General features: G+C 60.4%; 7 protein-coding genes. 2 read left to right on the top strand and 5 right to left on the bottom strand.

Annotation, left to right across the window (positions count from 1 at the left end; translation table 11 throughout):
• Positions 1-166 precede the first annotated feature (166 nt).
• On the top strand, positions 167-1,696 hold the full coding sequence (istA, locus tag AC0KW6_RS22750; protein ID WP_474036078.1) for an IS21 family transposase: 1,530 nt from the start codon (positions 167-169) through the stop codon (positions 1,694-1,696).
• 10 nt (positions 1,697-1,706) lie between these two features.
• Positions 1,707-2,465 carry an IS21-like element helper ATPase IstB gene (istB, locus tag AC0KW6_RS22745; RefSeq protein ID WP_474036079.1) on the top strand — a complete coding sequence of 253 codons (759 nt, stop codon included), beginning with the start codon at positions 1,707-1,709 and terminating at the stop codon, positions 2,463-2,465.
• Between the two features lie 18 nt (positions 2,466-2,483).
• Here istB and AC0KW6_RS22740 read toward each other — a convergent pair whose 3' ends face one another.
• From AC0KW6_RS22740 to AC0KW6_RS22720, 5 genes are all read right to left on the bottom strand, one after another.
• Positions 2,484-3,344 (bottom strand): IS110 family RNA-guided transposase, encoded by an 861-nt coding sequence (locus AC0KW6_RS22740; RefSeq protein WP_474036201.1) that lies wholly within the window; start codon positions 3,342-3,344, stop codon positions 2,484-2,486.
• Between the two features lie 147 nt (positions 3,345-3,491).
• Positions 3,492-4,181: a DUF6880 family protein gene (locus tag AC0KW6_RS22735; protein ID WP_474036200.1), complete on the bottom strand. Its 690-nt coding sequence runs from the start codon at positions 4,179-4,181 to the stop codon at positions 3,492-3,494.
• A 50-nt stretch (positions 4,182-4,231) separates the two neighbouring features.
• Positions 4,232-4,600, bottom strand: a complete 369-nt coding sequence (locus tag AC0KW6_RS22730; protein ID WP_474036202.1) for a Hint domain-containing protein — start codon at positions 4,598-4,600, stop codon at positions 4,232-4,234.
• 339 nt (positions 4,601-4,939) lie between these two features.
• The gene (locus tag AC0KW6_RS22725; RefSeq protein WP_474035971.1) at positions 4,940-5,968 is read right to left on the bottom strand and encodes an IS110 family RNA-guided transposase; all 1,029 of its coding nucleotides are present in this window, start codon (positions 5,966-5,968) and stop codon (positions 4,940-4,942) included.
• A gap of 102 nt (positions 5,969-6,070) precedes the next feature.
• Positions 6,071-6,272: transposase (locus AC0KW6_RS22720; RefSeq protein WP_474036199.1), on the bottom strand; the 202-nt coding region annotated here is incomplete at its 5' end.

The following is a 6,272-nucleotide window of genomic DNA, read 5'->3' as shown; positions in this document are numbered from 1 at the left end:
GCGTATTCCGGGCGCACGCGCCCAGTGATTCCGATCTGATGCGCCCACCCATTCCGATTTTATCCGCCCGTCGATTCCGGGCTATTCGCCCACCCCTCTGACGAGTTGCTGCGAGGCGATCTGCAGCCCGCTACCTTGCGGTTCTTTTGGGACCGGAGGGAGCGCGATGAAGAGATTGCCAATGCGGAAGATACGAGACGTACTGCGACTTTCAGCCGAGGGCCTGTCGACCCGCCAGATGGCGTCGAGCCTGGCAATTGGCCGCACGACCCTGCGGGGATACCTGGATCGCGCCCGCGACGCTGGCCTGAGCTGGCCACTGCCGCCGGAGATGTCCGATGCTGACCTCGAGGAGCGGTTGTTCGCCCCGTCTGCTCGTGCCAACCAGCGCCGCACATCGCAACCGGACTGGTCCTATGTCCACCGGGAATTGCGCCGCAAGGGCGTCACGCTTTCCCTTCTGTGGGAGGAGTACCGCGAGGCCTATCCTGACGGCTTCGGTTACAGCCGCTTTTGCGAGCTCTATACCCGCTGGGAAGGCAAGCTGTCGCCGGTGATGCGCCAGCGCCATCCGGCAGGCGAGCGGCTGTTCGTCGACTATGCCGGAGCCACGATTGACGTGATCGCCCCCGAGACCGGCGAGGTGCGCGCCGCGCAGCTGTTTGTCGCCACCCTCGGCGCTTCCAGCTTCACCTTCGCCGAGGCGACCTGGACCCAGACGCTGCCGGATTGGGTCGCCAGCCACGTGCGGGCCTTTTCCTTTTTTGACGGGGTGGCCGCCCAGGTGGTGCCCGATAATCTTCGGGCCGGCGTCACCAAGGCCTGCTTCTATGATCCCGAGCTCAACCGCACCTACGCGGATCTGGCAGCGCATTACGATACTGCCGTGGTGCCCGCGAGGCCGCGCAAGCCCAAGGACAAAGCGAAGGTCGAGAGCGCTGTCCAGCTGGTCGAACGCTGGATCCTGGCGCGGCTGCGCAACCGGCAATTCTTCAGCCTTGAGGAATTAAACGCCGCCATCCGCCCGTTGCTGGACAGGCTCAACAACAAGGTCTCCCGCCACCTTGGCGCCAGCCGCCGGCAGCTGTTCGAACAACTGGACAGGCCCGCCTTGAAGCCGCTGCCAGCGGAGCCCTACGTCTATGCCGAATGGAAGAAATGCCGCGCGGGGATCGATTACCACATCGCAATCGGCCGGCATTACTATTCCGTGCCGCATCAGCTGGTGAAGAAAGAGCTGTGGGCCCGCATCACCGCCCGCACCGTCGAGGCTTTCCACGGCGGACAACGCGTGGCTTCGCATGTCCGCACCTCCGGCAATGGACAGCACTCCACCCAGCGGGATCATATGCCCGCCCATCACCGGTTCCGCGAAGATTGGACGCCGCAGCGCATCCATGCCCGGGCCACCCGTGTGGGCCCGAATGTGGCGATCTTCGCCGAGGTGGTGATGCGCGGGCGCAAACATCCCGAACAGGGCTACCGCACCTGCCTGGGTGTGATCCGCCTGGCCGACAAGTTCGGCCGGGACCGCCTTGACGCTGCCTGCAAGCGGGCGCTCGAGATCAACGCCCGTTCCTATTCATCGGTCCATTCGATCCTGAAGAACGGGCTGGAGCGCAAGCCCCGCACCCGCGCCGCGGAGGAGCCTGCTATCACCCACCCCAACATCCGTGGCGCCGACTACTTCCATTGAAAGGATACTCATGCTGACCCACCCAACCCTCGACCGCCTGAAAGCCCTGCGCCTCGATGGCATGGCGGAGGCCTTTGCCGAATTGCAGGCGCAGGACAGCGCCGCCGGTCTGACCCACGCCGATTGGCTTGGTCTGCTTGCCGACCGTGAAGCCGCCAGCCGCGAGACCAAGCGCTTTGACGCCCGCATGCGCGCGGCCAGGTTGCGCCATGTGGGCGCCTGCCCGGAAGATGTCGATTACCGCGCCCGCCGCGGCCTCGACAAAGCCCTGTTCCAGAGCCTGCTCACGGGCAAGTGGATCACCGAAAAGCGCAATCTGATCATCACCGGCCCGTGCGGTGTCGGCAAAACGTGGCTGGGCTGCGCCCTGGCGCAGGCCGCCTGCCGCGATGGCACCACCGTGCTCTACAAGCGCATGCCGCGCCTCTTCGAGGAGCTCGAAATGGCCCATGGCGATGGCCGCTTCCCCCGCCTGTTCCGCAGTCTCACGAAAGCCCAGTTGCTGATCCTCGATGACTGGGGGCCGGACCGGCTGACCGCACCGCAGCGCCGCGATCTGATGGAGATAGTCGAAGACCGCTACGGCCGCGGCTCAACCATGATCACCAGCCAGCTGCCCATCAAGGCATGGCATGATGTCATCGGCGAGCCGACCTTTGCGGACGCTATCCTCGACCGCATCGTTCACAACGCCTACCGCCTCGAACTCGAAGGGCAGTCCATGCGCAAGACCATCGCCAAAATGGATGACGGAACACCCCAAACCTGATACCCCGAAACCTATGCCTCAAGGCAACGCGTCAAAGGTGGGCGAATAGCCCGGAACAGGTGGGCGCATATTGTCGGAATGGGTGGGCGGATTCTCCGGAATATGCACACTGGATTTATTGAGCGGGGTTAAGCCCAGCCAAGCGGCCAGATCTCGTCCGGTTTTGAACTGTTTGGCGTCGCCGATGGTCGCCACAATAGCTGATGCCGTGATTGGGCCAATCCCAGGCACCTGCATCAATCGCCGCGCATTGGCATCGTTTCGGGCATGGCTTTCAATCAACTTGGAAAAGCCTTCAATTCGGGCGCTAAGCCCAAGGAGTTGATAACACAAGGTACCGAGAACCCCGTTCGCCAGTTCCGGAATTTTAGGTAGATCGCCTTCAAGATGATTTTTGGAAAAGCGGACCATAGCCTCGACCCCGGTTGGAAGAACATAGCCGAACTCACGCAACATCCCACGTATCATGTTCGAGACCTGGGTTCTCTGGCGGACGATGAGCTCGCGCGTGCGGTGTGCCGTCAAAAGGGCCTGCTGATCTTCCGTCCTGATCTCGGCAAATCTCATTGTCGGGCGGCCAACTGCTTCGCAGATTGCCTCCGCATCCACCGCGTCAGTTTTCCCACGTTTGACATATGGCTTGACGTAAGTTGCTGGCATCAAACGAACATCGTGACCTAACTTCCGAAGCTCACGCCCCCAATGATGGGCCGAACCGCACGCCTCCATGCCCGCAACACAAGGCGGTAGGCTCTTGAAGAACTCTAACAGTTTTGCGCGTTTGATCTTCTTGTTGAAGACCTTGTCGCCGGTCACAGAAACTCCATGAACCTGGAAAACATCCTTGGCTAGATCCAGTCCTATGGTTTTTACTTGCATTGGGTGGCTCCTCTCAAAAGCAGATTTTGACACCTGCAGTATGGCGCATTGCGACGCCGGGTGGAGCTGGAGCCATCCACATCATCCGCTTCAGTGAACGCAGTGCTGAGGAGGTTTTTTTGGCTGAATGTCATCGAAGGGCCGGAATCACGAAGCGACCAAGCGCCAAAACCCATGTTTTCGACCGTGTTCCTTCCTGAGCATCTCGAAAAACTCGGCGTGGGAGGGGTGGTCACCATAATCCGTGATGGTCGCATCGCAGGACCGGCATTCGGCCAGATGGCGCGCCGCGTGGCGGTAGCGCGTGGATTTTCCACCGGTCAGCGTGTCCAGCACCATGGCACGGCGCATCAGTGTGGCGGCGAGCGGATGCTCGGCCTCGAGAGCGTCTGCCGCGCTCGTGAGGGTGTGATAGGAATCCCCGTTCAGTTCCTCGGCCCACGCCACCACGATCCGCGCCGCGCGGCCGAGAGATGGCCAGGTCACCAGGAAACTGATCGCCGCACCCAGATGCGGATAGGCCTCGGCAAAGTCCAGGGCAGCCTCCTCTGCCTCGATGTCGTCGAAATCGGGAAGCAGTTTCAGGTACTTTCGAAGGCAGGGCGCGCTGAGGGTCTGTTCGAAGGTCCTCCGCAGATGCGCCGCCAACTCCTCCGTCTTGCCCTGTTTTTCGAGGCATTCTTCATAGACCGCATCGAGATCGTAACGGAACATCCGGATTGACTTGCCGTCCTCGGCGTTGCGGGCACGGGTGACGATGTCGAACGCCTCGTCAACACGCCCCGCATCCAGCAATCTGCGCGCGACGTCGGGGGCGATGGTGCCATAGGCGAGCACATCCTCCTAGGAACCGTCCATCAGCCCGGAGAGCCATGAGCTACACCACGCTATGAGGCATGATCCTCGTAATTCGATACGGAGACCGGACGTGAATTCTTCTGCGCACTGACTACGGTATCAAAAAGCGGTTTTCCGTTCTTTAACGAACGGTGGATAAGATTGCGGCTTTGCCGCTTCGTTGCAAAAATCCGCGCAGGCCGGAACGTCATCGGGCGGCCGACTTTTCCCCGTTCAATAAATAGATCCGCCAGTTCATTGTGGGATTCGACGCTCAAGTTTTTCAAGGCCTGTGCCCCTGGATACAGGCTCTCGGCCTGCGCGCCATTTGCATAAAGAATTTCATGCCCTTCGAACAGAAGGTGCCAGTATTCCACTCCGCAGTCTGGCGTCATGGCCTCTACACCTGGGTATCCTATAAGAAACTTAGGGTCAGGACTTCGGTAACGGGGGCGTCCCAGTCAAGCGGTTTTGCGCAAGACGATTGATCCGCCATAGCGGTTTCTTTGATATTCTTGGTGCCCGTCTTGGCTTCTGTCGCGGCTTTCGGCTGAGGTCCTTGGGGTACATGCTTCGGTTCGTGGTCAGCGCGGCGGCTGCCAACATGATGCTGGTTCGATGTAATTCCGATGTGCCCATCTCATAGGCGTACTTGACGGAAGTCAGCGACAGTCCAGACCACGGCATCATCGGAACCACGTCCCTGCGGGACCTCGAAAGCCTGCAATCAGGCAGGCAACGGGTGGGGTATCATCCTGTCAGACAGTGTTCGGCGCCGCAGCTGACTGGAAAGTTGTGCCATCTACCCAAATACGATGAAGAATGACCGCGATGCGGCGTGCGAGAGCGACCATCGCGATTTTACGACCGCGCCGCTGCGCGAGCTGAGCTCCCCATGTTCTCAGCCATGTCGATCGGCCACGGTTCATCATGACGGTTGCTGCCTGGCATAATGCTCGCCTCAGATTGACGTCTCCGGCTTTGGTGATGCCGCCTGACACATCCCGTTCACCGGACTGGTTGCGTGAGGGCGTCAAGCCAACCCAAGGACCAACCCTCTTCGAAGACCGAAAGCGGGCCGGATCATCGACAGCTGCGCGGAAGGTCAGCGCTACGACTGCACCGATCCCCGGCATTGTCATGAGACGACGGCATACTGCATCGTCTCCGGCATACTGGCGCACGCGCTTTTCGAGACCAGCCAGTTCCTGTCGTAGAGATTCTCTGGCCCGCAGCATAGGTGCTGTCGCAGTTACCAACATTGGATTGCCAACCGCCAATTGCCGAATGCGCGCCTCAAATCTACCGCGAGAGATCGCACCGACCTTCAGACCGAAGTTTCGTAGCAGTCCACGCAGCGACATTTCCAATGCGAGCATGCCCTGTTGAATGGCTTTCCGGGCGCCGAGAACAGCGCGGACTTCCTGAGCCGATACCGACTTACAGTGAACCGGACGGAACCAGCCGAGGTGGAGAAGGCGCGCAATCCCTTCGGCATCCCGACGGTCCGTCTTGATCGGCATTGCTTTCAGCGCTCCTTTCACCTGCCGCGTTTCCATGAGAACCGCACCAAGGCCAGCTTCGGTCAGCCCTCGATGCAGCCATTGCGACAGTGGCCCAGCCTCCAGACCGATTGCCGCGATGCTGCCGTCCAGATCGTCGAGCCAGCGCGTCAGAACCTCGGGTTCGCTTTCAGTCTCAGCCTCTTTGATGATCTTGCCGTGCTCGCTGATCACGCAGACCGAGGTCTTCGATAGCGATACATCCAATCCAACAAACAACTTCATCCCGTCATCCTCCATCTAGGTTCATTACGGGAATGGCGACAGCGCGGTGCTGATATGGCAAGTGGCAACGGCGGTGCGTGACGCAGGCCCCGTTACGGCATCTCATAGCCAATAAATGACGGTTGCGGCGAGGGCGATGGCTGAGAGGAAGACCTTGGGGCATCGGTCGTATCGGGTTGCCACGCGCCGCCAATCCTTAAGCCTGCCGAACATGATCTCGATCCGGTTGCGCCATCTGTATCGGCGCTTGTCGAATTTGACCGGGATCTTGCGTTGCTTTCGGCCGGGGATGCAGGCGCGTATC

Source organism: Leisingera sp. SA215, from assembly GCF_055902035.1.
This window is presented reverse-complemented; position numbering and strand designations above follow the sequence as displayed.

What these genes read in the sequence shown, in the direction of transcription:
- istA (WP_474036078.1), top strand. Translation starts at nt 167, where the DNA reads ATGAAGAGATTGCCAATGCGGAAGATACGAGACGTACTGCGACTTTCA.
- istB (WP_474036079.1), top strand. Translation starts at nt 1,707, where the DNA reads ATGCTGACCCACCCAACCCTCGACCGCCTGAAAGCCCTGCGCCTCGAT.
- AC0KW6_RS22740 (WP_474036201.1), bottom strand. Translation starts at nt 3,344, where the DNA reads ATGCAAGTAAAAACCATAGGACTGGATCTAGCCAAGGATGTTTTCCAG.
- AC0KW6_RS22725 (WP_474035971.1), bottom strand. Translation starts at nt 5,968, where the DNA reads ATGAAGTTGTTTGTTGGATTGGATGTATCGCTATCGAAGACCTCGGTC.